Below are 22,053 nucleotides of genomic sequence, written 5' to 3'. Positions count from 1 at the left end.
TGCCTCGGCTTCAGATTCTGGACATCCAATGTCGTGTTCACGGAAGGACGTACGTACGTCATGAGCGTTCAGCACACCGACCGGCGCACCATCACCAACCCCGCGACCCTGCACGACCCGACGCCCTTCGGCTACAGCCACGCCGTCTCCGCGCCCGGCGAACTCGTCTTCATCGGCGGCCAGTACGCCTCCGACGCCACCGGCGCGCCCGTCCCGGGCGACTTCGCCGCCCAGGTCGACCTCTCCCTCGCCAACCTCCGGCACGCCCTCGCGGGCGCGGGCCTCGGCTTCGAGCACGTGGTCCGGCTCGGCTCGTACATCGTCGAGCACGACCTCGCCAAGCTGGAGGTCCTCGGCAAGGCCCTCCACGCCGCCTTCGGCGACCGGCTGCCGGCCCAGACGCTCAGCGGGGTGGCGGCCCTTGCACTCCCCGGGATGCTCTTCGAGATCGACGCGGTCGCCGTCCGGCCGTAGGCCGCCGTCCGGCCGGTGCCGGCGGGCTGATCCACTTGCGGCGGGCGGGGCGGGGGTGTGCCCTGGAGGGTGCACCGCAAGGTGCGCACCGTGCGTAACGTGCGGGAAAGGAGCTCCGCCATGGCCGCACACGCAGCCGCCCCCGCCCGCAGGCAGGCCCGCAGGCAGTTCAGCACCCACGGTTGGGCACTGCCCGTCATCATCGGCATCAGCTACGGCCTGTACGCCCCGGTCATCGCCCGGCGCGGCGGACCGCTGGCCTGGAGCCAGTTCTGGCTCGGTCTGATCAGCGCGGTCGTGCTGGCCGTCGCCATCCACGTCCTGGTCCGTTACGGCCGACGGATGCGGCGCGAGGTGCGGGCCGTCGCCTGGGGCGCCCTCGCCGGCATCGCGATCGGCTTCCTCGTGGGCCTCTCCGACCACAGCGTGTTCTCGTCGTCGATGGTCGGTCTGATCGTCGGCCTGGCGACGTTCGCCTTCGTCTTCTACGCCTTCTACACCCACGAGGACGCCGTCGGGCACCCCGCGCCGTACTGATCGGCGAGGGCTCGCCGTCGGTAGTAGGCGACGGCCACCGCCGCCAGGAGCACCGGCCAGGCGGCGAGCGGCAGATAACAGCCGAGGAACAGGGCCTGTTGGGCCGGGTCGAGCACGGTGAGATCCCCGGCCCCCAGGCCCGCGACCTCGGCGTACGCGGACCAGCCGACCGCCAGGAACAGCCCGGCGCTCCCGGCGAGGGCCGCGCCGGTCGCGAGCCGCGGGTTGATCCGGCGCCCGAGGAAGACCTCGCCCCAGGGCCGGACCAGACCGAGGGTGAGGTAGGCGAGCACCTCGCCGAGCACGGTCAGCCCGATCATGTACGCGAGCGTCACCGGCTCGGCGTCCAGATACGGCGAACTCTCGGCGACCGGCAGCCCGAACCCGAGCGCGAGCCGCCACACTCCGGCGGGCAGGACGAGCAGGGGCACGGCGTGCGCGGCGACCACGGCCCAGCGGGGCGGGGCGGGGACGACCTCAGGTGTCTTCGGCATGCCCCCAGGGTTCCGCCGAGCCCGGCCCTGCCGCGTCGCCCCGCGGTCCGTTCCCCCTCCGCCGCGCGGCGGAGCCGTACTCCTACCCGTTGCGGGGGACGGTCTGCTGCACGGCCCAGCGGTTCCCGTCCGGATCGGCGAAGTACACGAAGGAGCCCCACGGCTGGTCGTCGATCGCGCTCACCGCGATACCGCGCGCGGTGAGGTCCGCGTGCGCCTCCTCGATGTCGGCGACGACCACCTGCAGGTTGTCCAACACCCCTGGTTCCATCGCGGTGATGCCCTTCCCGAAGGCGATCGAGCAGGCCGATCCGGGCGGGGTCATCTGCACGAAGCGGATCTCCTCGCTGACGGTCACGTCATGGTCGGCATGGAACCCGACCTGCTCGTAGAAGCCCTTGGCCCGGTCGATGTCGCTGACGGGCACGCCGATCAGTTCGAGCTTGATGTCCATGCCCGCCATCATGTGCCGCCCGGCCCCGGCCCGCCCGTTGACCTTCCCCTACGGCCCGCGCGCTGATCGCCCTGGCGCGTGAGTCGGGCGCGCCGGAACGTGGCCTGTGTCGTCGCCGACGTCGCCGACAGGCCCTAGTCGGCGTCCCCCACGCCCGGCACCTCGCCCCGGACCACCACCACCGGGCACGGCGCGTGCTGGGTGACGTTCGAGGAGACCGAGCCCAGGGCGGCGGCCTTGAAGCCGCTGTAGCCGCGGGCGCCGACCACGAGGAGGGACGCGCCCTCGGCCTGGTCGATGAGGGCCTGGGCGGCGTTGCCGCCGACGATCGTGCGGGTGACCGTGGCGACGGTCTCCGGGGGGAGCGCCTTGGCCAGGGACTCGTCGAGAATCTGCTTGGCCAGGCGTTCGGGGTCGAACTCCGGGGGGACGCCCGGCATGAGGGTCGCCCAGGAGGCGGGGAACTCCCAGCCGATCACCGCGTGGAGACTGTCCCCGGTGAGGGCGGCCTGCCCGGCCGCCCACTTCAGCGCCTTCAGGGAAGGTGCCGATCCGTCCACGCCCACCACGATCCTGCCGCCGGTCATCGCCGACCTCCGATTCGTACGTCGCGAAGCTTGTCGTGAAGCTCTGCCCACAACGTAACAAACCGATCAATCGAAGCGGAGGTCGGCCAGACCCGCCAACTGCTGCTCGAACGGGACGACCTCGTCCGTCTCCTCCGCCCGCTCCGGCCGGCCCGCGATGAGCTCCGCGAACTCGCCGCCCGCCCGGTTGATGCGGTTCGGCAGGCCCTCCGTGTACTCGTCGCCGCCCGTGCCCCAGTCCTCCGAGGCCGCGTACACGGCGGTCGGGGCGACGAGGGCGCGCAGGTAGGCGAAGAGCGGGCGCAGGGCGTGGTCGAGGACCAGCGAGTGGCGGGCGGTGCCGCCGGTCGCGCCGACGAGGACCGGGGTGCCGGTCAGCGCCGCCGGGTCGATCAGGTCGAAGAAGGACTTGAACAGACCGCTGTACGAGGCCGTGAACACCGGCGTCACCGCGATGACCCCGTCCGCGCCCGTCACCGCGTCGATCGCCTCCTGGAGCTTCCCGGACGGGAAGCCGGTGACGAAGTTCTTCGCGATGTCGACGGCCAGGTCGCGCAGTTCGACCACCTCCACGTCGACCGCGTACTCCTGCTCGGCCAGCCGGTAACGGGTGGCCTGGAGGAGCCGGTCGGCGAGGAGCCGCGTCGAGGACGGGCTGCTGAGTCCGGCGGAAACGGCGACCAGCTTCAACGTGCGCATGGCTGCTTATGCCTCCTGCTTCTGGGTGCGCTGGACGGCGGGGTGGAGCGGGGCGGTGGTGGGGACGTCGGCCGGGCGCAGGTTCTCGAACTCCTTGCGCAGCACCGGCACGACCTCCTCGCCGAGGATGTCGAGCTGCTCCAGGACGGTCTTCAGGGGCAGTCCGGCGTGGTCGATCAGGAACAGCTGGCGTTGGTAGTCGCCGACGTAGTCGCGGAAGGACAGGGTCCGTTCGATGACCTCCTGCGGCGAGCCGACGGTCAGCGGGGTCTCGCGGCTGAACTCCTCCAGGGACGGCCCGTGGCCGTACACCGGCGCGTTGTCGAAGTACGGGCGGAACTCCCGTACCGCGTCCTGCGAGTTCTTCCGCATGAAGACCTGGCCGCCGAGGCCGACGATCGCCTGCTCGGGGGTGCCGTGCCCGTAGTGCGCGTACCGCTGGCGGTAGAGCCGGACCATCTTCTCGGTGTGCTGCTTCGGCCAGAAGATGTGGTTGGCGAAGAAGCCGTCACCGTAGTACGCCGCCTGCTCCGCGATCTCGGGCGAGCGGATGGAGCCGTGCCAGACGAACGGCGGGACGCCGTCGAGCGGGCGCGGGGTGGCCGTGAAGCCCTGGAGCGCGGTGCGGAACTTGCCCTCCCAGTCGACCACGTCCTCCCTCCACAGCTTGTGGAGGAGCGCGTAGTTCTCGATGGCGAGCGGCATGCCCTGGCGGATGTCCTGCCCGAACCACGGGTAGACCGGGCCGGTGTTGCCGCGCCCCATCATCAGGTCCACGCGGCCGTCGGCGAGGTGCTGGAGGGTCGCGTAGTCCTCGGCGATCTTCACCGGGTCGTTGGTGGTGATCAGGGTCGTGGACGTGGAGAGGATCAGGTTCTCCGTGCGGGCCGCGATGTGCCCGAGGAGGGTGGTCGGCGAGGACGGCACGAACGGCGGGTTGTGGTGCTCGCCGGTCGCGAAGACGTCCAGACCGACCTCCTCCGCCTTGAGCGCGATGGCGACGGTGTTCTTGATCCGCTCGTGCTCGGTGGGGGTGCGGCCGGTCGTGGGGTCGCCCGTCACGTCGCCGACGGTGAAGATCCCGAACTGCATCGTGCTCACCTCTCGCCTTTCGATGCCTCGGCTTGAGCCTTGGAGGCTGTTGGTTGAATGTTAAACCATCACGCCCAACGGTGCACCTCCGCGTCGTATTCCCGGGCCCGTACCCTGGTGGGCATGGCGGACTTCGATCTGGAACGGTGGAAAGAGCGGGGCGTGATGCTCCGTGTCTTCATCTATGTCTTCGTGACCCATGCCCTCGCGGGCTTCATCTGGCTGCTCTTCTACGTGGGCGAGCACGCCCCGAAGTGACCCGCACCGCATAGCGGTGGACCCGCGGCCCTCACGTAGAGTCGCCGACGTGAACGCCGACGTGAACGCTGCGATATCGGTCGTCGGTATCGGCGCCGACGGCTGGGACGGGCTCCCCGAGGCCTCCCGCCGCGCCCTCCGCGCCGCCGACGTGCTGATCGGCGGCCCCCGCCAGCTCGACCTGCTCCCGGCCGCCGAGTGCCCCGGCGAGCGGATTCCCTGGCCGAGCCCGCTGCGCCCCGCCGTGCCCGGCCTGCTCGCCGCCCACGAGGGCCGCGCCGTCGCCGTCCTGGCCAGCGGCGACCCGATGTTCTACGGGATCGGCCGCACCCTCACCGAGATCGCCGGCCCCGGCCGGCTGCGCGTCCTGCCGCACCCGTCCTCCGTCTCGTACGCCTGCGCCCGCCTCGGCTGGCCCCTGGAGAGCACCGAGACGATCTCCCTCGTCGCCCGCCCGCTCGACGCGCTCACCGCCGCCCTGCACGACGGGCGCCGCCTGCTCGTCCTCGGCGAGGGGCCCGAGAGCCCCGCGCGGGTCGCCGCGCTGCTGCGCGAGCGCGGCTGGGGCGGCACCCGGATCCGGGTCCTGGAGCAGCTCGGCGGCCCGCGCGAGCGGGTCCTCGACGGCACCGCCGCCGACTGGCCGTACGAGCGGACCGACGCCCTCCACGTCCTCGCGCTCGACTGCGTGCGCGACCCGGACGCCGCCGCCCCGCGGCTCGGCCTGACGCCCGGCCTGCCGGACGAGGCGTACGAGCACGACGGGCAGCTCACCAAGCGCTACGTGCGCGCCGCGACCCTCGCCGCGCTCGCGCCCGCGCCCGGCGAGCTCCTCTGGGACGTCGGCGGCGGCTCCGGCTCGATCGGCATCGAATGGATGCGGGCGCACCGCGCCTGCCGGGCGCTCGCGGTGGAGAAGTCGGCGGAGCGGGCCGCGCGGATCTCCCGTAACGCGGCCGCCCTCGGCGTACCCGGCCTGAAGGTCGTCACCGGTCCCGCGCCCGCCGCGCTCGCCGGCCTTCCGGTCCCCGACGCGATCTTCATCGGCGGCGGGCTCACCGCCCCCGGCCTGCTCGACGCCTGCTGGGACGCGCTCCCGGCGGGCGGGCGGCTCGTCGCCAACACGGTGACGCTGGAGTCCGAGGCGCTGCTCGCCCGGTGGTACGGCCGCCACGGCGGCGAACTGATCCGGCTCGCGGTCGCCGCCGCCGTGCCCGTGGGCGGCTTCACCGGCTGGCGCCAGGCGATGCCGGTCACCCAGTGGTCCGTAACGAAGGGTTGTACACAGGAATGACCGTCCACTTCATCGGCGCGGGCCCCGGCGCGGCCGACCTGATCACCCTGCGCGGCGCGCGCACCCTCGCGACGTGCGGTGTCTGCCTGTACGCGGGCTCCCTCGTGCCGCGCGAGCTGCTCGCCGAGTGCCCGCCGGACGCGAAGCTCGTCGACACGGCGCGGATGGACCTCGACCAGATCGTCGCCGAGATCGCCGCCGCCCACGAGGCCGGCCTGGACGTGGCCCGGCTGCACTCCGGCGACCCGTCCGTGTTCAGCGCGATGGCCGAGCAGATGCGGCGGCTCGACGCGGCCGGCATCCCGTACGAGGTCGTGCCCGGCGTCCCGGCCTTCGCCGCCGCGGCGGCGGCCCTGAAGCGCGAACTGACGGTCCCGACCGTCGGCCAGACCGTCATCCTGACCCGCATCGCCCAGCAGGCCACCCCCATGCCGGAGGGCGAGGACCTCGCCACCCTGGGCCGCAGCGGCGCGCTGCTCGTGCTGCACCTCGGCGCGCGGTACGTGGACCGGATCGTCGCGGAGCTCGTGCCGCACTACGGGCTCGACTGCCCGGCGGCCGTCGTCGCGATGGCGAGCCGGCCGGACGAGGTGGTGCTGCGCGGCACCCTGGAGGACATCGCGGAGCAGGTGAAGGCGGCGGGCATCACGAAGACCGCCGTGATCGTCGTGGGCCGCACGCTGGCGGCCGCGGAGTTCCGCGACAGCCACCTCTACGACCCGGCCCGGGACCGCCACACCTGCTGAGACGGCCCCTGCGGCCGGACGACCGGATCAGGCGTTCGGCCGCTTGCCGTGGTTCGCCTTCTTCTTCTTACGGGCCCGCTTCTTGTTGCCGCGCTTCGCCATGGGTCTCCCTCTCGGTACGTCGGTAGGGCACTGCCGTGGCCAGCCTAGGGTCGGGAGCGGGGGCCCGCATGCGGAATCGGCCGACTGTCGGTGCCTTGCACTTCAATGTCCCTGTGACCGTCTACGACGTGGCCCGGGCGCTGCCGGGCATCGGGGAACTGCGCGACCACTGCCGGGGGCTCGCGATGCTGGAGGCCGTGCTGAGCCCGGAGTGGGCGGACCGGTACTACTCGTTCGCCGAGGACACGGCCTCGATGCGGGACGGTCAGGGCGACGCGTACCGGATCGTCTTCTCGGAGGCGGGCGCGTACGTGGAGGGCTTCGCCCACGAGGCGCCGATGAGCCCCTGGGCTCGCACGGACGTCCCGGAGGTGTGGCCGGGCGTCCTGGACTCCGTACCGGACGCCTTCCGGCCGTACGTCTCCGAGCCCGAGGACGGCGAGGTGGCCCCGGCCGTCACCGCCTGCCTCTGGCGCGCCCCCGCCGACCCCGCCTGGCGCGCCGGCACCATCGACTTCCCCGCCGGGCGGGGCGACGGCGAGCCGGACGGTGCCGACCGGCTCTTCGAGCTGCTCGTGGACCGTTCGGCGGAGGCGTACGCGGAGTGGGCCGCCGACTACTACGAGACGGAGGTCGACGCCGCGGCCGTCCGCCACGTCCTGGCGCTGGAGCCGCTGACGCGGGAGGTCGTGGCGGCGCTCAACCCGGACGTGTCACTGGCCGACCTCGCCGAGGACATCGCGGAGATCGGCTATTCGCGGGACGAGGAGTTTCCGTTCCCTCCGGTCACGGAGGCCGAGCGGGCCGCAGGGCGCGCCGAGCACGCGGAGATCGACGCCAAGCACGCGCGCCGCAGGGCGCTCAGGCCCGAGTGACCCCCCACTCCGGCGCCAGCGCCGCCATCACCGTCGCGTCCACCCGCTCCCCCTCCCACAGCAGCGCCCCGCGCAGCACGCCCTCCGCGCGGAAGCCGGCCTTCTCGTAGGCGCGGCGTGCGCGCGGGTTGAAGGCGTAGACCTCCAGCGAGACGCGGTAGAGGCCCACGGCCTCGAAGGCGTACCCGACGATCAGCCGGGTCGCCTCGGTGCCGAGGCCGCGGCCGAGGGCGTCCGGGGCGAGGCAGATCCGGAAGTTGCAGCTCTCGTTGGCCCGGTCCCAGTCGTTCAGCACCGCCTCACCGACCACCCGCCCCGTCGCCCGCTCCACCACGGCGAGGTCGAGCCGGTTGCTCTGCGCGCCCCGCGACCCGTACCACTTCCGCAGCGCGGGCTCCTCGAAGTCGGCGTGGGAGCCGGTGAGGCGGCCGATCTCGGGGTCCCGGAGCATGGGGAGGAGCGCGGGGACGTCGTCCTCGGTGACGGGGCGGAGGGTGACGAGTTCGCCGTCGAGCGTGGGCTTGTACGAGAAGTCGGTCGTCATGCGGGCATTCTCCGGGGCACCCGGGTGCGACGTCCCCCGGTTTTCGCGGCGGGCCCGGGCGAGCCGCCTGCAACCGGCCGTTCGCGAGGTGGGTGACCGGTCCGCCGTTTCAGGCCCTCTTCCGGGTGATGGCGCCCGGTTGAGTTTCGAAGTACTTTCAAAGTCATGAATGCCGAGAGCGCAGCCGTGAACTTCTCCGAGCTGGTGAACAAGAACAAGCAGACGCTTGCCCGGCTCCAGGAATCGCCGAGACTGCTCCTGCACCGCAGAGACGGCGAGGATCTGGTCCTCACCACCGCAGCGCGGGCCGAGCAGGACCAGACCGTGGTGTCGGCAGCCACCCGGATGCTGGTCGCGATGGCCCGCCGGGAGCCCGGCAGCATCGAACTTCTCCTCGACATACTGCCGGACGCGTTCCCGTGGGTCCGGTTCCTGCCCGAACCCGATCTCCACGCCTTCGCCATCGAACTGGTCGACACCATGCGCGCCGCCGACTCCATCGGCAACAGCGCCTCCGTCGCTCAGTTGCTGATCGCCTGGCAGCACACCGCCGAGGTCTACTCCGACCCTGCGCTGCTGGCCGCACTGACCAGGGATCACGGCGAAGACTACGGCCCGGTACCCGACCCTCGGGACGTAGCGTGACGGCGGGCCGCGGTGACCGCGCCGCGCCTCCGGCACCAGAGGGCCACTGGGAAGTCCGGTTCGCCGACGCGGCCTCGGCCAAGGGCTGGGAGAGCCTCGCCCAGCAGGCCCGCGAGAACACCTACCGCGCCTGGATCACCATGCGCACCGCCCCCAGGCCCGCCACCGAGACACCCCGGCACCACCGGCTCAAGGGCGGTCTGGCGCACGGCACCCATCGCGGGCAGACCTGCGAGCAGTGGCAGATCGAGGTGACCGGCGGCGGCCGCATCTGGTACCTCCTCGACACCGTCCGGGAGACCTGCTGGATCACCTTCGCGGGTGCAGGGCACCCGCGAGCCACAGACAGGCGCTGACAGCCGGGCGGACGGCGGAACCGGGCGGCCGTGCCATGCGGGGTGCGCTGTGGCGGGGACCGTCACGCCCCCGCGGCGGAGCCGCCCGGCCCCGCCACCTCCGACCGGCCCACCACCGTGCCCGCGCGGTCGATGCAGACGACGTCGACCGCGACCGGGGCGCCGCGGAGGACCGTGAGGGCCTCGTCGCGGGCGCGGGTGGCGACGAGGTCGCCGAGGGGGACGGCGGCGGCCTCGCAGAGGCGGAGGGCGGCGAGGCCGGTGTTGGCGGCCGAGATCTGCGCCGCCAGGGCGTCGGACGCGCCGCCCGTGCGGGCGAGGGCGGCGAGGAAGGGTTTGTCGACCTGGGAGCGGGCCGAGTGCAGGTCGAGATGGCCGGCGGCGAGCTTGGAGAGTTTGGCGAAGCCGCCGCAGATCGTGAGCCGGTCCACCGGGTGGCGGCGCACGTACTTGAGGACGGCGCCCGCGAAGTCGCCCATGTCGAGCAGGGCGATCTCCGGCAGGTCGTACAGCTCGGTGACCGTGCGTTCGGAGGTGGAGCCGGTGCAGCCGGCGACATGGGTCAGGCCGCCCGCGCGGGCCACGTCCACGCCGCGCCGGATGGAGTCGATCCAGGCCGAGCAGGAGTAGGGCACGACGACGCCGGTGGTGCCGAGGATGGACAGGCCGCCGAGGATGCCGATCCGCGGGTTCCAGGTGGAGCGGGCGATCTCGGCGCCGTTGTCGACGGAGACCGTGATCTCGACGTCGCCCGTGCCGCCGTGCGCCGCCGCGACCTCCGCCACGTGCTCGCGCATCATCTGGCGGGGCACGGGGTTGATCGCCGGTTCGCCGACGTCGAGGGGCAGGCCGGGCAGGGTGACCGTGCCGACCCCGGGACCCGCGCGGAACACGACGCCCGAGCCCGGCGGCAGGAGCCGTACCGTCGAGCGGATCAGCGCGCCGTGGGTGACGTCGGGGTCGTCGCCCGCGTCCTTCACCACGCCCGCGGTGGCCGAGTCCGGCCCCGTCGCCTCGACGGCGAGCGCGAAGGCGGGCGTCTGGCCCTTCGGCAGCGTGATCGTCACCGGGTCCGGGAACTCGCCGGTGAGCAGCGCCGTGTACGCGGCGGTCGTCGCCGCCGTCGCACAGGCACCGGTCGTCCAGCCGGGCCGCAGACCGGTGTGCTTGAGTTGGGCCGCACGCCCGCCGGCACTCACGAACGGACCCCCAGGATTCCCATGCACGTACTCATCCTCGGCGGGACGACCGAGGCCCGCGCCCTCGCCGGGCTGCTGCACGACGACGTGCGCGTGACCAGCTCGCTCGCCGGGCGGGTCGCCGCCCCGCGGCTGCCCGCCGGGGAGGTCCGGATCGGCGGCTTCGGCGGCCCGGACGGGCTCGCCGCGTGGCTGCGCGAGCACGCCGTGGACGCGGTCATCGACGCCACCCATCCCTTCGCCGAGCGGATCAGTTTCAACGCGGCCGGGGCGGCCGCCACCGCCCATGTTCCCCTGCTGGCGCTCCGCCGTCCCGGCTGGGTCCCGGTGGAGGGGGACGACTGGCGCCCGGTGGACTCCCTGGAGGCCGCGGCCGCCGCCCTCGACGGCCTGGGCGACCGCGTCTTCCTCACCACCGGGCGGATGGGGCTCGCCGCCTTCGCCGGCCGCCCCCAGTGGTTCCTCGTCCGCTCCGTCGACGCGCCCGACGCCCCGATGCCCGCCCGCACCGAAGTCCTCCTGGACCGGGGCCCGTTCACCCTCGACGGCGAGCGCGAGCTGATCCTCCGTCACCGGATCGACGTCCTCGTCACGAAGGACAGCGGCGGCGCCGCGACCGCCCCCAAGCTCCGGGCCGCCCGCGAGGCCGGCATCCCGGTCGTCGTCGTCCGCCGTCCTCCCGTACCGGAGGGGGTCCCCACGGCCGCGACCCCCGAGGAAGCCGCCTCCTGGGCCGCCACGCACCTACGATGAGAGTGCGGGCTCGACTCCCCGCACCGAAATGGGGTGCGTCATGAGCACTCTCGAAGAACAGATCGACGTCAACGCACCGATCGACAAGGCCTGGGGTGTGCTCCATCGCCCCGAGACCTATCCGCAGTACATCGACGGCGTGCGCTCCGCTGAGCCGCGCGGCGACCGCGGAGCGCATCTGAGCACCGACCGGGGCCGTACCCGGGAGTACGACGCCACGATCACCGATACCGACCGTGGCCAGGAACGCACGATGCGCTGGGAGACCGCGGACCCCCGGAAGCTGTCGGGGTCCTTCTCCCTGCGGGCCGTCGACGCGGACCACACCCAGGTCCAGGCCCGGGTCGTGTACGACCCGGACGCGGTCCGCGGCGACATCGGCGGCCCGAAGACCGGTATAGCCCAGGCAAGCGCGATGGAACGGGTCGTACGGGCCGACCTGGAGCACTTCAAGGATGTGGTCGAACACCGCAGGTGAACGGTTGAGGTCGAACAGCGAACCGTCGCGGCCGCTCGGGGCACGGGCAGCCGCGACCTGCAAGCCGGTTCAGCCGTAACGCCGAGGGGTCCATGCGATCGTGCGGCCGTCCGCGCGTTCGGTGACCCGCGTCTGCGAGGAGCCGATGAGCAGCAGGGTGCGCATGTCGACCTCGGAGGGTTCCAGGGTCTTGAGGGTGAGGATGCGCACCGACTGCTCGGGGCCGCCGACGTCGCGTGCCACGACCACCGGGGTCTCCGGGGCGCGCAGTTCGAGCAGCAGCTCGCGGGCCGCCGCCACCTGGTGCGTACGGGACCTGGAGCCCGGGTTGTAGATGGCGAGGACCAGGTCGGCCTCGGCGGCGGCGCGGACGCGGCGGGCGATGACGTCCCAGGGCTTGAGGCGGTCGGAGAGGGAGATGGTGGCGTAGTCGTGGCCGAGCGGGGCGCCCGCGGCGGCGGCCGCGGCGTTGGCGGCGGTCACGCCCGGGAGGACCCGTACGGGGATGTCGGCGTACGCCGGTTCGGAGGCGACCTCCAGGACCGCCGTGGCCATCGCGAAGACGCCCGGGTCGCCGCCGGACACGACCGCGACCCTCCGGCCGCGCCGGGCCAGGTCGAGGGCGAACTCGGCGCGCTCCGACTCGACCTTGTTGTCGGAGCCGTGGCGCCGCTGGGAGGCCCGCAGGACCGGGACGCGGTCGAGGTAGGTGGTGTAGCCGACCAGGTCGTCGGCGTTGACGAGCGCGCCGCGCGACTCCGGGGTGAGCCAGGGCGCCCCGGCCGGGCCGGTGCCGACCACGACGACCTCGCCGACCGTCTCCCGGGACTCGGGGGCCACGGCGTCGACACGGGAGGGCAGCACGGCGACCGAGAAGTACGGGACCGACTCCGGGTCCACGTCCGTCAGGCGCCCGGTGCGCTCGCCCGCCATGAACGCCCGCTCCACATACCGCGCGTCGTCGAGCCGCCCGGCCCGCTCCAGGGCCCGCTTCACGGTCGGGAACGTGCGGCCGAGCTTCATCACGACCGCCGAGTCGGTGCCCGCGAGCCGGGCCGTCAGCTCGTCCTCCGGCAGGGTGCCGGGGACGATCGTCAGGACCTCCTCGGCCTCGCACAGCGGCTCGCCGAGCCGCGCCGCGGCCGCGCTCACGGAGGTCACACCGGGGATGACGGTGGTGTCGTAACGGTCCGCGAGCCGCTTGTGCATGTGCTGGTACGAGCCGTAGAACAGCGGGTCGCCCTCGGCGAGGACGGCGACCGTGCGGCCGGCGTCGAGGTGCGCGGCGAGGCGGGCCGCGGCCTCCTCGTAGAAGTCGTCGAGCGCGCCGCGGTAGCCGCCGGGGTGGTCGGTGGTCTCCACGGTGAGCGGGTACATCAGCCGCTCCTCGATGTGGTCCTCGCGGAGGTGCTCGGCGGCGATGGAGCGTGCGATGGAACGCCCGTGGCGGGCCGAGTGGTACGCGATGACGTCGGCGCCCGCGATGGCCTTCACGGCGGCGACCGTCATCAGGTCCGGGTCGCCGGGGCCGAGCCCGACCCCGTAGAGCCTGCCCTTGGTGCCCTTGGTGCCCTTTTCGGTGCCTTGCGTGCTCACTTCTGGATCTCCGCTTCGTGCGCGAGGGCGTTGAGCGCGGCCGCCGTCATGGCGCTGCCGCCGCGCCGGCCCCGTACCACCAGGTATTCCAGGCCGAGTCCGTTCGCGGCGAGGGCGTCCTTGGACTCGGCGGCGCCGATGAAACCGACCGGGATGCCGAGCACGGCCGCCGGCTTCCCGGCGCCCTTCGCGATCATCTCCAGGAGGTGGAAGAGCGCGGTCGGCGCGTTGCCGATGGCGACGACCGAGCCCTCCAGACGGTCCCGCCACAACTCCATCGCCGCGGCCGAGCGGGTGGTGCCCAGCTCGGCGGCGAGCCCGGGCACGGCGGGGTCGGAGAGGGTGCACAGCACGTCGTTGGCAGCGGGCAGCCGCTTGCGGGTGACGCCGCTGGCGACCATCTGCGCGTCGCACAGGATCGGCGCGCCGGCGCGCAGCGCGGTGCGGGCGGCGGCGACCACGCCGGGGGAGTACGCGAGGTCCCGGACGAGGTCGGTCATGCCGCACGCGTGGATCATGCGCACCGCGACGGTGGCGACGTCGTCGGGCAGGCCCGCGAGGTCCGCCTCGGCGCGGATCGTGGCAAAGGACCGGCGGTAGATCTCCGCCCCGTCCTTCTCGTACTCGAACATCGTGTCGCTCTCGCTCATCTCGTGGTGGTGCGGGCTGTGGCTATGGCCGCGGGGAGGGAGGTACGGGGGGTGGGCACGCCGTCCACCAGGTAGGTCTCGCCGCCGTCAGCCGCCAGGACGTCGACCCAGGTGCCGGCCGGGCGCGGGTGCCCGCACCGCCGCTCGCACCCGGAGAAGTGCACGGGCAGCGGCCCGGCGGGGGCGCGCAGGGCCTCGGCCCGTACGTCGGCGAGGGACTTGGCGCAGCCGGGCCGGCCGGTGCAGGCGGTGACACCGGCCGCGGGGGTGTCGGGGGCGGTGACGAGTCCGTGCGCGGCGAGCGTCGCGAGGCCGGCGGCGGGCTCGACCAGGACCACTCCGCGCCAGGGGGTGAGGCGGACCTCGGCGGCGGGGAGCAGGGCGCGCGCCTGGGCGGCGGTGAGGCGTCCGAGCGGGGCGAGGACGGAGAGGGCGCGGGCGCCCAGGGGTCCGGGGGCGAGGGGTGCGGGGGCGAGGGGTGCGGCCTGCGGGGTCTGTGGATCTTGTACGGGCTCCGCGGCGATCCCCGCGGCCGCGAGGGCCGCGGCCGGGTCCGGCGCGTGACCCGCGGGCAGTTCGGGCACCCGCCAGGCGCCGTTGCCGGCCGCGGCGGCGGCGTCGAGGAAGGCGAGCGCGGCGGCGACCGCGGCATGCGGCGCGTCGGCGGCGGGAACCCGGAGGGTGTGCCCGGCGAAGCGCAGCAGCGCGCTGTCGCCGTCTTCCGCTGCGAGCAAGGTCACATCGCCGCCGAGCCCGGCGACATCGCCGCGTCCGTCGTCCACGACGAACAGAAAACGCCCCGAAAGGGACGCGGCGCGGGGCGTCGCGCAGAGCAGCGTGTCGAGCGCGCGCACCCACAACTGCACGTCCCCGTGACCGAGTCCGTCGAGCCCGGCGGCCGGTGAGGCGACGATGTTCCGCACGCGCTCGTGGGTGGCGGACGGCAGCAGCCCGGCCCGTTCGAGTACGGCGGCCAGTTCGGCCCCGCACCCGTCCCCGAGGCCCCGCAGCTCGGCGTTCCCGCGCGAGGTGATCCCGATCCCGCCGTCGCCCAGCTCCTCGGCGGCGGTGGCCAGGACCTCGACCTGATGAGACGTCAATCTGCCGCCGGGCAGCCGGAGTCGGGCGAGAAACCCGTCGTCGGCGCGATGCAGGCGCAACGCCCCGGGGCAGGCGTCGCCACGGTCCCGTACGAGCGGTTCGTCCCGTTCGGGTCGTTCGGGTGAGGTGCGTCGGGTGGCGGGCATGGCGGCGAGCATACCCACGGCACTCCGGCCGCCAGAGGGCCGTTCGGCGGTGTGATCAGGCCTACGTTCCTGCACCACCCCACCCCCTCGCCCGCACGATCTAGGATGCAGACCGGCATGGGGCCGCAGGGCCCCGGGGAGGAAGCCCGGTGAGAATCCGGCGCGGTCCCGCCACTGTGAGCCGGCCCCGGGGAGACCCGGGGGCGGTGAGTCAGGAACTCCCGCCGTCCAACGACCACCCGGGGCGCGGACACCCCGAGGAAGGGCCTGAGCCTCGCCATGCTCCTGCTGCTGTCGCACTCCGACACCGACCTGCTCAGCGCCCGTGCGGCGAACACCGCCGCGAACGAGGGCGAGGGGGTGGAGTGGCGGTACGCCAACCCCGCCCGGCTCCCCCTGGCCGATCTGCCCGGCCTTCTCGACGGCGCCGAACTCGTCGTCGTACGCCTCCTCGGCGGCGTCCGCTCCTGGCAGGAGGGCCTGGACACGGTCCTCGCCGCCGGAAAACCGGTCGTCGTGCTCAGCGGCGAACAGGCGCCCGACGCCCAGCTGATGGCCGCCTCCACCGTGCCGGTCGGTGTCGCCACCGAGGCGCACGCGTATCTCGCGCACGGCGGTCCGGACAACCTCGGCCAGCTCGCCCGGTTCCTCTCCGACACCGTGCTGCTCACCGGTCACGGCTTCGAGGCCCCGGCGCCCGCCCCCACCTGGGGTCCGCTCGACCGCACGCCCGGCCGCACCGAGGGCCCGACCGTCGCCGTGCTCTACTACCGGGCCCACCACATGAGCGGCAACACCGCCTTCGTCGGCGCCCTCTGCGAGGCGATCGAGGCGCACGGCGCCCAGGCCAGGCCCCTGTTCGTCACCTCCCTGCGCGCCCCCGAGGACGCGCTGCTCGACGAGCTCCGTACCGCCGACGCGATCGTCACCACCGTCCTCGCCGCGGGCGGCACCAAGCCCGCCGAAGCGCAGGCCGGTGGCGACGAGGAGGCGTGGGACGCGGGCGCGCTCGCCGCGCTCGACGTACCGATCCTCCAGGCCCTGTGCCTCACCGGCTCCCGCGCCGCCTGGGAGGAGAACGACGAGGGTCTGTCGCCGCTGGACGCCGCCAGCCAGGTCGCCGTGCCCGAGTTCGACGGGCGGCTCATCACCGTGCCGTTCTCCTTCAAGGAGATCGACGAGGACGGTCTCCCGGCGTACGTGGCGGACGCCGAGCGCGCCGCCCGGGCCGCCGGCATCGCCGTACGGCACGCCCGCCTCCGGCACGTGCCGAACGCCGAGAAGAGGCTGGCCCTCGTCCTCTCCGCGTACCCGACGAAGCACTCGCGGATCGGCAACGCGGTCGGCCTCGACACCCCCGCCTCCGCGGTCGCGCTGCTGCGCAGGCTGCGTGAGGAGGGCTACGACTTCGGGCCCGTCGAGGACATCCCGGGCCTCGTCTCCGGCGACGGCGACGAGCTGATCTACGCGCTCATCGAGGCCGGCGGCCACGACCAGGACTGGCTGACGGAGGAGCAGCTGGCCCGCAACCCGGTCCGCATCCCGGCCGCCGACTACAAGCGCTGGTACGCCGAGCTCCCGGCCGAGCTGCGCGCGCGGGTGGAGGAGCACTGGGGCCCGGCACCCGGCGAGATGTTCCTCGACCGCTCGCAGAATCCGGACGGCGACATCGTCCTCGCCGCGCTCCGGCGGGGGAACCTGCTCGTGCTCATCCAGCCCCCGCGCGGCTTCGGCGAGAACCCGATCGCGATCTACCACGACCCCGACCTGCCGCCCTCGCACCACTACCTGGCGGCCTACCGCTGGATCGCGGCCCGCGCGGAGGACGGGGGCTTCGGCGCCGACGCCATGGTGCACCTGGGCAAGCACGGCAACCTGGAATGGCTGCCCGGCAAGAACGCCGGTCTGTCCGCCGCCTGCGGCCCGGACGCGGCCCTCGGTGACATCCCGCTGATCTACCCGTTCCTGGTCAACGACCCGGGCGAGGGCACCCAGGCCAAGCGCCGGGTGCACGCGACCCTCGTCGACCACCTCGTGCCGCCGATGGCGCGCGCCGACTCGTACGGCGACATCGCGCGCCTTGAGCAGCTGCTCGACGAGTACGCGCAGATCAGCAGCATGGACCCGGCGAAGCTGCCGGCCATCCGCGCCCAGATCTGGACGCTGATCCAGGCCGCGAAGCTCGACCACGACCTCGGGCTCCAGGAGCGCCCGGAGGACGACGGCTTCGACGACTTCCTGCTGCACGTCGACGGCTGGCTGTGCGAGGTCAAGGACGCCCAGATCCGCGACGGTCTGCATGTCCTGGGCGGCGCGCCGACCGGCGAGGCCCGGGTCAACCTGGTCCTCTCCATCCTCCGCGCCCGCCAGATCTGGGGCGGTACGCAGGCCCTGCCCGGTCTGCGCGAGGCCCTCGGTCTCGACGAGTCGGCGGCGACCCGGACCACCGCGGACCAGGTGGAGGCCACGGCCCGCGAGCTGGTCGAGGCGATGGAGGCCGCGGACTGGGACGAGGCCGCGATCCCGGACGTCACCGACGGGTACGGCCACGACGTCCGCGACGTGCTGTACTTCGCCGCGCGCCAGGTCGTCCCGCGCCTCGCCGCCACCACCGACGAACTCGCCCACGCCGTCCACGCCCTGAACGGCGGCTTCGTCCCGGCCGGCCCCTCCGGCTCGCCGCTGCGCGGCCTGGTCAACGTGCTGCCGACCGGCCGCAACTTCTACTCCGTCGACCCCAAGGCCGTGCCGTCCCGGCTCGCCTGGGAGACCGGCCAGGCCCTCGCCGACTCCCTCCTCACCCGCTACCGCGAGGACAACGGCGAGTGGCCCACCTCTGTCGGCCTCTCCCTGTGGGGTACGAGCGCGATGCGCACCGCCGGCGACGACGTCGCCGAGGCCCTCGCGCTGCTCGGCGTGCGCCCGCTGTGGGACGACGCCTCGCGGCGTGTGAACGGTCTGGAGCCCATCCCGCTCGCCGAACTCGGCCGCCCCCGCATCGACGTGACCCTGCGCATCTCCGGCTTCTTCCGCGATGCGTTCCCGCACGTCATCGGGCTGCTCGACGACGCCGTGCGGCTTGTCGCGGGCCTCGTGGACGAGCCCGCCGAGGACAACTTCGTCCGCGCCCACGCCCAGGCCGACCTGGCGGCGCACGGCGACGAACGCCGCGCCACCACCCGTATCTTCGGCTCCCGGCCGGGCACGTACGGCGCGGGTCTGCTCCAGCTGATCGACTCGCGCGACTGGCGCACCGACGCCGACCTCGCCGAGGTGTACACGGTGTGGGGCGGTTACGCGTACGGGCGCGGGCTCGAAGGGCGCCCGGCGCGCGAGGAGATGGAGTCGGCGTACAAGCGGATCGCGGTCGCGGCGAAGAACACCGACACCCGAGAGCACGACATCGCCGACTCGGACGACTACTTCCAGTACCACGGCGGCATGGTGGCCACCGTGCGCGCGCTGCGCGGCACGGCCCCGGAGGCGTACATCGGCGACTCCACCCGCCCCGAGACCGTCCGCACCCGCACCCTCGTCGAGGAGACCTCCCGCGTCTTCCGCGCCCGCGTGGTCAACCCGCGCTGGATCGAGGCGATGCGCCGCCACGGCTACAAGGGCGCGTTCGAGCTCGCGGCGACCGTCGACTACCTCTTCGGTTACGACGCCACCACGGGCGTCGTCGCCGACTGGATGTACGACAAGCTCACCCAGGAGTACGTCCTCGACCCGGCCAACCAGGCCTTCCTGAAGGAGGCCAACCCCTGGGCCCTGCACGGCATCGCCGAGCGTCTCCTGGAGGCCGAGTCCCGCGGCATGTGGGAGAAGCCGGACCCGGAGACCCTGGCGGCGCTGCGCCAGGTGTTCCTGGAGACGGAAGGCGACCTGGAGGGCGAGGACTGACCCGCGGGGCCTGATCCCGGCCTCACCGGACACGGTGCACCGCCCTCTGGACGCGGTGCACCGGCCAGCCGCCTGCCCCCTGCGGCAGCCCGGAGCAGCACGCGAGACGGAACGTATCGTCTTGTACGGGAGAGGGCTCAGGCGGAGGCTATGCGGAACACCAGCGCGGCCGCCGCGAGCAGCGCGAGGACGATGACCGGCGCCACGTTGAAGTCCCTCACACGCAGGTGGGAGATCACCGCGCCGGCGAAGTAGAGCACCAGGCCCACCGCGGCGGCCACGCCGAGCGCCGGGACGACCAGGCCCGCGAGCAGGCCGAGCGCGCCGGCCGCCTTCGCGGTCGCGAGCCAGGGCAGCCAGGAATCCGGCACACCCACCTTCTCCATGCTGCTCACGACCTGCGGATTGCGGGTGAAGGTCAGAAGGGCGGAGGCGGTGGACGCGAGCGCGAGCAGCGCGGCGACGATGACGTAGCCGATGAACATGGTGGTACTCCAACGATCTGGGGACGACAACTGTTGAAGAATATCAATGGTTTCTCGATGTCCACAATGGAGCCACTGTTACGGTGGACGACATGGCAGCTGCGCACCCGAACGACCGCCTCGGCTTCCTCCTCTCCTTCCGCGGGGAGCTCACCGGCGCGCGCATTCGCGCTGCCCTGGCCGTCGCCGGGCTGCACCCACGCACCGCGATGACCCTGATGCGGCTCGCCCCCGGCGCCACCAGCCAGCGCGAACTGGCCGCCGCGATGGAGATCGACCCCAGTCAACTCGTCGCGATCCTCAACGAGTTGGAGTCATCGGAGCTGTGCGAGCGGCGCCGTGACCCGGCCGACCGGCGGCGGCACATCGTGGAGATCACCCCGGCCGGCCGGGAGGCTCTGGAGCGCATCGACGAGGCGGTGGGCGCGGCCGAGCGCGAGCTCTTCGGCGACCTCACCGAGGCCGAACAGACCCTGCTGCGCGGCCTGCTCGACCGTGTCGTGGTGGATCCGGCCGCGCACGAGTGTGGCGAGTAGTCGCCAGACCCGCCCCCCCCGACGACCCACACCCTTCCCTGCCAGGGGGGCAGTGCGCTCTGATGATTGTTCTAGTAGAGTGCTAACAACTAGAACCGAGGGAGGGTCTCGTGAACCGTCTCCGCGCGCTCACCGCCGCGCCGTTCGTCCTCGCACTCGCCGCCCATCTGCTGCTCCTCGCCGTCTGGTACGACCGCCTCCCGGACCCGCTCGCCACCCACTTCTCCGCCACCGACGGCGGCCGGGCCGACGGCTTCACCGGCCTCGGCGTCTTCGCCGCCGTCAGCTCCGGGCTGCTCCTCGCCCTCGGCACCGGCTGGGTCCTCTTCGTCCGGCGGTCCGTGCTCTGGGGCGCCTGGGCCACCGCGGGCTTCACCGGCGGCCTGCTCGACCTGCTGCTCCGCGACAACCTCGACGCCGCCGACGCGGCCGACGTCGTCTCGCCGTTCGCCGACTTCACGGTCGCCGCCGCCATCGGCGCCCTCGCCGGGCTCGCCGGCTGGGGGCTCACCCGCCTGCCCCGCCTCGTACCGCCCGAGCCCGTCGTCCCCGTCCCGCCGGTCCGCGAGCCCCGCCTCGAACTCGGCGCGCACGAGGTCGCCGGCTGGTCGCGCGCCGCCGCCTCGACGCCCGGCACCGTGCTCGGCGCCGTCTTCGTCGTGGCCGGCGCGGGCGCGCTGTTCCCGGCCGTGCTCGTCACGCCCTGGCCGTACGCCCTGATCGCCGTGGTCGGCCTGGTCGTCGGCGTCCCCGGCATCGCGCTCTCCCGGGTCCGCGTGGCGGTCGACCGGCGCGGCCTGACCATCACCTCCGCGCTGCTCCGCCACCCCCGGATCCACATCCCGCTCGACGAGGTCGCCTCGGCCACCGTCCGCGACGTGCGCGCCCTCGCCGAGTTCGGCGGCTGGGGCTACCGCGCCCGCCCGCACCGCTCGGCCCTGCTCCTGCGCTCCGGCGAGGCCCTCTCCGTACGCCGCAGGAGCGGCTTCGAGTTCCTGGTCACCGTCGCCGACGCGGAGACCGCGGCGGCGCTGCTCAACACCCTCGCGGCGCGGGAGGCCGCGGAGACCGGGACCGACCCCGCCGCCCCTGGTGAGAGGATCTGACCGTGCTCTTCCGGGTCGACCCCGCCTCCGCCGTACCGCTCGGCGACCAGATCGCCGCCTGCGTCCGCGGCGCCCTCGCCGACGGCAGCGCCGCGCCCGGCGAACGCCTGCCCGCCGCCCGGGAGCTGGCGGACTCCCTCGGCGTCAACGTGCACACCGTGCTGCGCGGCTACCAGCGGCTGCGCGAGGAGGGCCTGATCGAACTGCGGCGCGGCCGCGGCGCCGTCATCGTCCCCGGCGCCCAGGCCCCCGACCGCGCCCAGTTCGTCGAACGCCTTCGTGCCCTCGTCGCCGATGCCCGCCAACTGGGCGTGACGGACGAGGAGTTCCTGGACCTGGCGCGTACCAGCCTCAGCTGATCCGGCCGTCGAACAGCAGGTTCCACCGTCCGGCGCGCCCGCTCAGCGTCGTACGGGACAACGGGCGTACGTCCAGCCGCCAGAAGACCTCCTCCGGCGCGCCGAGCGCGTGCGCCACCGCCGTGCGGATCACATCCGGCTCGGCGACGGCCCACCAGGTCCCCGACTCCAGCCCCTCCAGCCCCTGCAGCCCCTCCATCCACTCCGCGACCCGGGCCCGCAGCTCCCGCAGCGACTCGCCGCCGTGCGGGGCCGCGCCCGGGTCGGAGAGCCAGCGGGTCACCGACTCCGGTTCCTCCGCGGTGAGTTCGTCCAGCCGCCGCCCCCGCCAGCGCCCCATCGCGCAGCCCGCGAGCGCCGGCTCCACCTCGTACGCGTCCGACAGGCCCAGGGCCTCGGCCGTCGCCCGGCACCGCCCGGACGGCGAGCCCACCACCCGTACCCCCGCCGCGAGGCACAGCGGATCCAGGCCCGTCGGCGGCAGTTCCACCGGCCCCGCGTCGTCGAAGCGTGCCTCGCGCAGGGCCGCGTTCATGGCGGGTGCGATCAGGGAGACCCGTACGGTCATGGGTGATTCATCCCTCACT

Annotated in this window: 26 protein-coding genes and 1 riboswitch; of the genes, 14 read left to right on the top strand and 12 right to left on the bottom strand. The window is 73.5% G+C overall.

Annotated features, from left to right (window positions below; all coding sequences use genetic code 11):
• Nucleotides 1-60 precede the first annotated feature (60 nt).
• A complete protein-coding gene (locus AB0C73_RS10005) occupies nucleotides 61-474 on the top strand; it encodes a RidA family protein (protein WP_362526918.1) in 414 nt (137 codons plus the stop codon).
• Between the two features lie 120 nt (nucleotides 475-594).
• The gene (locus AB0C73_RS10000; RefSeq protein ID WP_362526916.1) at nucleotides 595-1,011 is read left to right on the top strand and encodes a hypothetical protein; all 417 of its coding nucleotides are present in this window, start codon (nucleotides 595-597) and stop codon (nucleotides 1,009-1,011) included.
• Here AB0C73_RS10000 and AB0C73_RS09995 read toward each other — a convergent pair.
• The 5 genes from AB0C73_RS09995 to AB0C73_RS09975 form a co-directional block, all read right to left on the bottom strand.
• On the bottom strand, nucleotides 969-1,505 hold the full coding sequence (locus tag AB0C73_RS09995) for a hypothetical protein (RefSeq protein ID WP_362526914.1): 537 nt from the start codon (nucleotides 1,503-1,505) through the stop codon (nucleotides 969-971). The two genes, AB0C73_RS10000 and AB0C73_RS09995, sit on opposite strands and share 43 nt — an antisense overlap.
• Before the next feature lie 82 nt (nucleotides 1,506-1,587).
• Nucleotides 1,588-1,959: a VOC family protein gene (locus AB0C73_RS09990; RefSeq protein ID WP_362526911.1), complete on the bottom strand. Its 372-nt coding sequence runs from the start codon at nucleotides 1,957-1,959 to the stop codon at nucleotides 1,588-1,590.
• A 134-nt stretch (nucleotides 1,960-2,093) separates the two neighbouring features.
• Nucleotides 2,094-2,546, bottom strand: coding sequence for a universal stress protein (locus tag AB0C73_RS09985; protein WP_362526908.1), 453 nt, complete (start codon nucleotides 2,544-2,546; stop codon nucleotides 2,094-2,096).
• Between the two features lie 66 nt (nucleotides 2,547-2,612).
• Complete coding sequence (locus AB0C73_RS09980) at nucleotides 2,613-3,245, bottom strand: FMN reductase (RefSeq protein ID WP_362526906.1); 633 nt, start codon at nucleotides 3,243-3,245, stop codon at nucleotides 2,613-2,615.
• A 6-nt stretch (nucleotides 3,246-3,251) separates the two neighbouring features.
• Nucleotides 3,252-4,337 carry an LLM class flavin-dependent oxidoreductase gene (locus tag AB0C73_RS09975; protein ID WP_362526904.1) on the bottom strand — a complete coding sequence of 362 codons (1,086 nt, stop codon included), beginning with the start codon at nucleotides 4,335-4,337 and terminating at the stop codon, nucleotides 3,252-3,254.
• Between the two features lie 123 nt (nucleotides 4,338-4,460).
• Between AB0C73_RS09975 and AB0C73_RS09970 the strand changes: the two genes are divergently transcribed.
• From AB0C73_RS09970 to AB0C73_RS09955, 4 genes are all read left to right on the top strand, one after another.
• Complete coding sequence (locus AB0C73_RS09970) at nucleotides 4,461-4,595, top strand: DUF6126 family protein (RefSeq protein ID WP_362526901.1); 135 nt, start codon at nucleotides 4,461-4,463, stop codon at nucleotides 4,593-4,595.
• A 49-nt stretch (nucleotides 4,596-4,644) separates the two neighbouring features.
• Nucleotides 4,645-5,889: a precorrin-6y C5,15-methyltransferase (decarboxylating) subunit CbiE gene (gene cbiE, locus AB0C73_RS09965; RefSeq protein ID WP_362526898.1), complete on the top strand. Its 1,245-nt coding sequence runs from the start codon at nucleotides 4,645-4,647 to the stop codon at nucleotides 5,887-5,889.
• On the top strand, nucleotides 5,886-6,635 hold the full coding sequence (gene cobM, locus AB0C73_RS09960; RefSeq protein WP_362526895.1) for a precorrin-4 C(11)-methyltransferase: 750 nt from the start codon (nucleotides 5,886-5,888) through the stop codon (nucleotides 6,633-6,635). The genes cbiE and cobM overlap by 4 nt, the downstream gene beginning before the upstream one ends.
• Nucleotides 6,636-6,850: 215 nt before the next feature.
• Nucleotides 6,851-7,612: a hypothetical protein gene (locus AB0C73_RS09955; protein WP_362526893.1), complete on the top strand. Its 762-nt coding sequence runs from the start codon at nucleotides 6,851-6,853 to the stop codon at nucleotides 7,610-7,612.
• Here the strand turns inward: AB0C73_RS09955 and AB0C73_RS09950 are convergent.
• Nucleotides 7,599-8,156, bottom strand: coding sequence for a GNAT family protein (locus AB0C73_RS09950; RefSeq protein WP_362526890.1), 558 nt, complete (start codon nucleotides 8,154-8,156; stop codon nucleotides 7,599-7,601). The two genes, AB0C73_RS09955 and AB0C73_RS09950, sit on opposite strands and share 14 nt — an antisense overlap.
• Nucleotides 8,157-8,321: 165 nt before the next feature.
• On the opposite strand from AB0C73_RS09950, the gene AB0C73_RS09945 reads away from it, so the two are divergent.
• Nucleotides 8,322-8,801: a hypothetical protein gene (locus tag AB0C73_RS09945; protein ID WP_362526887.1), complete on the top strand. Its 480-nt coding sequence runs from the start codon at nucleotides 8,322-8,324 to the stop codon at nucleotides 8,799-8,801.
• Nucleotides 8,798-9,157, top strand: a complete 360-nt coding sequence (locus AB0C73_RS09940) for a hypothetical protein (RefSeq protein ID WP_362526885.1) — start codon at nucleotides 8,798-8,800, stop codon at nucleotides 9,155-9,157. Before AB0C73_RS09945 ends, AB0C73_RS09940 begins: the two co-directional genes overlap by 4 nt.
• A 62-nt stretch (nucleotides 9,158-9,219) precedes the next feature.
• On the opposite strand, the gene AB0C73_RS09935 is transcribed toward AB0C73_RS09940, so the two are convergent.
• Nucleotides 9,220-10,356 (bottom strand): cobalt-precorrin-5B (C(1))-methyltransferase, encoded by a 1,137-nt coding sequence (locus AB0C73_RS09935; RefSeq protein WP_362526882.1) that lies wholly within the window; start codon nucleotides 10,354-10,356, stop codon nucleotides 9,220-9,222.
• Nucleotides 10,357-10,377: 21 nt separating this feature from the next.
• Between AB0C73_RS09935 and AB0C73_RS09930 the strand changes: the two genes are divergently transcribed.
• Both AB0C73_RS09930 and AB0C73_RS09925 read left to right on the top strand, forming a co-directional pair.
• The gene (locus AB0C73_RS09930) at nucleotides 10,378-11,109 is read left to right on the top strand and encodes a cobalt-precorrin-6A reductase (protein WP_362526879.1); all 732 of its coding nucleotides are present in this window, start codon (nucleotides 10,378-10,380) and stop codon (nucleotides 11,107-11,109) included.
• A gap of 40 nt (nucleotides 11,110-11,149) precedes the next feature.
• Nucleotides 11,150-11,587 (top strand): SRPBCC family protein, encoded by a 438-nt coding sequence (locus AB0C73_RS09925; RefSeq protein ID WP_362526876.1) that lies wholly within the window; start codon nucleotides 11,150-11,152, stop codon nucleotides 11,585-11,587.
• Nucleotides 11,588-11,656: 69 nt separating this feature from the next.
• On the opposite strand, the gene AB0C73_RS09920 is transcribed toward AB0C73_RS09925, so the two are convergent.
• From AB0C73_RS09920 to AB0C73_RS09910, 3 genes are read right to left on the bottom strand one after another with little or no spacing between them, the layout of a single operon-like run.
• Nucleotides 11,657-13,183: a precorrin-2 C(20)-methyltransferase gene (locus AB0C73_RS09920; protein ID WP_362526874.1), complete on the bottom strand. Its 1,527-nt coding sequence runs from the start codon at nucleotides 13,181-13,183 to the stop codon at nucleotides 11,657-11,659.
• Nucleotides 13,180-13,833, bottom strand: a complete 654-nt coding sequence (locus tag AB0C73_RS09915) for a precorrin-8X methylmutase (RefSeq protein WP_362526871.1) — start codon at nucleotides 13,831-13,833, stop codon at nucleotides 13,180-13,182. The genes AB0C73_RS09920 and AB0C73_RS09915 overlap by 4 nt, the downstream gene beginning before the upstream one ends.
• Entirely contained in the window at nucleotides 13,830-15,092 is a 1,263-nt protein-coding gene (locus tag AB0C73_RS09910) for a cobalamin biosynthesis protein CobG (protein ID WP_362527249.1), read from the bottom strand. The genes AB0C73_RS09915 and AB0C73_RS09910 overlap by 4 nt, the downstream gene beginning before the upstream one ends.
• 126 nt (nucleotides 15,093-15,218) lie before the next feature.
• Nucleotides 15,219-15,301: riboswitch (cobalamin riboswitch) on the top strand.
• A gap of 58 nt (nucleotides 15,302-15,359) precedes the next feature.
• On the opposite strand from AB0C73_RS09910, the gene cobN reads away from it, so the two are divergent.
• Nucleotides 15,360-18,980 carry a cobaltochelatase subunit CobN gene (gene cobN, locus AB0C73_RS09905; RefSeq protein WP_362526868.1) on the top strand — a complete coding sequence of 1,207 codons (3,621 nt, stop codon included), beginning with the start codon at nucleotides 15,360-15,362 and terminating at the stop codon, nucleotides 18,978-18,980.
• A gap of 137 nt (nucleotides 18,981-19,117) precedes the next feature.
• Here the strand turns inward: cobN and AB0C73_RS09900 are convergent, their stop codons facing one another.
• Nucleotides 19,118-19,465, bottom strand: coding sequence for a DoxX family protein (locus AB0C73_RS09900; protein ID WP_362526865.1), 348 nt, complete (start codon nucleotides 19,463-19,465; stop codon nucleotides 19,118-19,120).
• A gap of 92 nt (nucleotides 19,466-19,557) precedes the next feature.
• Here AB0C73_RS09900 and AB0C73_RS09895 point away from each other — a divergent pair, with 92 nt between their 5' ends.
• From AB0C73_RS09895 to AB0C73_RS09885, 3 genes are all read left to right on the top strand, one after another.
• Nucleotides 19,558-20,001, top strand: a complete 444-nt coding sequence (locus tag AB0C73_RS09895) for a MarR family transcriptional regulator (protein ID WP_362526862.1) — start codon at nucleotides 19,558-19,560, stop codon at nucleotides 19,999-20,001.
• 110 nt (nucleotides 20,002-20,111) lie between these two features.
• On the top strand, nucleotides 20,112-21,107 hold the full coding sequence (locus AB0C73_RS09890) for a hypothetical protein (RefSeq protein ID WP_362526860.1): 996 nt from the start codon (nucleotides 20,112-20,114) through the stop codon (nucleotides 21,105-21,107).
• Nucleotides 21,108-21,109: 2 nt separating this feature from the next.
• On the top strand, nucleotides 21,110-21,466 hold the full coding sequence (locus tag AB0C73_RS09885) for a GntR family transcriptional regulator (protein ID WP_362526858.1): 357 nt from the start codon (nucleotides 21,110-21,112) through the stop codon (nucleotides 21,464-21,466).
• Here the strand turns inward: AB0C73_RS09885 and AB0C73_RS09880 are convergent.
• The gene (locus tag AB0C73_RS09880; RefSeq protein WP_362526855.1) at nucleotides 21,459-22,034 is read right to left on the bottom strand and encodes a histidine phosphatase family protein; all 576 of its coding nucleotides are present in this window, start codon (nucleotides 22,032-22,034) and stop codon (nucleotides 21,459-21,461) included. The genes AB0C73_RS09885 and AB0C73_RS09880 overlap by 8 nt on opposite strands.
• Nucleotides 22,035-22,053 lie beyond the last annotated feature (19 nt).

Source organism: Streptomyces sp. NPDC048623 (assembly GCF_040650755.1).
Taxonomy (GTDB): Bacteria; Actinomycetota; Actinomycetes; order Streptomycetales; family Streptomycetaceae; genus Streptomyces.
The sequence above is the reverse complement of the archived record's forward strand: the minus strand, read 5'-3'. Positions and strand labels throughout refer to the sequence as shown.

Bases quoted from the DNA above. Each gene is read 5' to 3' on its own strand.
- AB0C73_RS10005 (WP_362526918.1), top strand. From the start codon at position 61: ATGAGCGTTCAGCACACCGACCGGCGCACCATCACCAACCCCGCGACC.
- AB0C73_RS10000 (WP_362526916.1), top strand. From the start codon at position 595: ATGGCCGCACACGCAGCCGCCCCCGCCCGCAGGCAGGCCCGCAGGCAG.
- AB0C73_RS09995 (WP_362526914.1), bottom strand. From the start codon at position 1,505: ATGCCGAAGACACCTGAGGTCGTCCCCGCCCCGCCCCGCTGGGCCGTG.
- AB0C73_RS09990 (WP_362526911.1), bottom strand. From the start codon at position 1,959: ATGGACATCAAGCTCGAACTGATCGGCGTGCCCGTCAGCGACATCGAC.
- AB0C73_RS09985 (WP_362526908.1), bottom strand. From the start codon at position 2,546: ATGACCGGCGGCAGGATCGTGGTGGGCGTGGACGGATCGGCACCTTCC.
- AB0C73_RS09980 (WP_362526906.1), bottom strand. From the start codon at position 3,245: ATGCGCACGTTGAAGCTGGTCGCCGTTTCCGCCGGACTCAGCAGCCCG.
- AB0C73_RS09975 (WP_362526904.1), bottom strand. From the start codon at position 4,337: ATGCAGTTCGGGATCTTCACCGTCGGCGACGTGACGGGCGACCCCACG.
- AB0C73_RS09970 (WP_362526901.1), top strand. From the start codon at position 4,461: ATGGCGGACTTCGATCTGGAACGGTGGAAAGAGCGGGGCGTGATGCTC.
- cobM (WP_362526895.1), top strand. From the start codon at position 5,886: ATGACCGTCCACTTCATCGGCGCGGGCCCCGGCGCGGCCGACCTGATC.
- AB0C73_RS09950 (WP_362526890.1), bottom strand. From the start codon at position 8,156: ATGACGACCGACTTCTCGTACAAGCCCACGCTCGACGGCGAACTCGTC.
- AB0C73_RS09945 (WP_362526887.1), top strand. From the start codon at position 8,322: ATGAATGCCGAGAGCGCAGCCGTGAACTTCTCCGAGCTGGTGAACAAG.
- AB0C73_RS09930 (WP_362526879.1), top strand. From the start codon at position 10,378: ATGCACGTACTCATCCTCGGCGGGACGACCGAGGCCCGCGCCCTCGCC.
- AB0C73_RS09925 (WP_362526876.1), top strand. From the start codon at position 11,150: ATGAGCACTCTCGAAGAACAGATCGACGTCAACGCACCGATCGACAAG.
- AB0C73_RS09915 (WP_362526871.1), bottom strand. From the start codon at position 13,833: ATGAGCGAGAGCGACACGATGTTCGAGTACGAGAAGGACGGGGCGGAG.
- AB0C73_RS09910 (WP_362527249.1), bottom strand. From the start codon at position 15,092: ATGCTCGCCGCCATGCCCGCCACCCGACGCACCTCACCCGAACGACCC.
- cobN (WP_362526868.1), top strand. From the start codon at position 15,360: ATGCTCCTGCTGCTGTCGCACTCCGACACCGACCTGCTCAGCGCCCGT.
- AB0C73_RS09900 (WP_362526865.1), bottom strand. From the start codon at position 19,465: ATGTTCATCGGCTACGTCATCGTCGCCGCGCTGCTCGCGCTCGCGTCC.
- AB0C73_RS09895 (WP_362526862.1), top strand. From the start codon at position 19,558: ATGGCAGCTGCGCACCCGAACGACCGCCTCGGCTTCCTCCTCTCCTTC.
- AB0C73_RS09880 (WP_362526855.1), bottom strand. From the start codon at position 22,034: ATGACCGTACGGGTCTCCCTGATCGCACCCGCCATGAACGCGGCCCTG.